Below are 602 nucleotides of genomic sequence, written 5' to 3' on the forward strand. Positions count from 1 at the left end.
GCCAAATCCGACGGAATGATGTCAATATCATATCCGGCACGGATTGCCTTCTTCTGTTCCTCGATCTTGCTGCGATCCAGTTCCGTGATGGTGCGCTTGACGGTCTTGATGGCACGGTTCTGATCGACACTCTGGATGTGCATGGTGACAATCTGGCTGGAATCCATGTCCAGAAAATCCTTCAAAAGCTGGTCGCTGATGTCGGATGCCGTGATGCTCAGAAAGCTGGCAGCGCAAAAGATGCCGCCCATTTGGAACGTCCGGGAATTTTTGAAGGCAAAGGCGGTGGGTGCAATGGCATCCTTCACGGAAAGGCCGCTTTTCACAAGGTCTTTCCAGTCAAAATGAAACTTGGATGCACCGTCCATGTTGAACATATCGTGCATGAGTTTCAGCCGCTGGACACCGTTCAGGGGCTTTGCCTGCACCCCCAGCCGGTGGAAGTTGTTCAGCAAATCGTTCTGGATGTGGTCAAGCCGGGGCTTGACCTGTGCCATGCTTTCGCCCTCCACACCAAAGGTGATGAATTTGGTCTTGGTCAGACCATTATTGCCCTTGGCAAGCTGCTGCCGCAGCATCTGGCTGTACTCAGCACGAACATC

The 602-nt window shown here is 52.8% G+C and carries 1 pseudogene; it reads right to left on the reverse strand.

Features of this window, described 5'->3' with window-relative positions:
• A pseudogene (locus tag C4N23_RS13720) lies at positions 1 to 602 on the reverse strand (VirB4-like conjugal transfer ATPase, CD1110 family); the annotation flags it as partial.

This window comes from Faecalibacterium hattorii (assembly GCF_003287455.1).
GTDB lineage: Bacteria > Bacillota > Clostridia > Oscillospirales > Ruminococcaceae > Faecalibacterium > Faecalibacterium hattorii.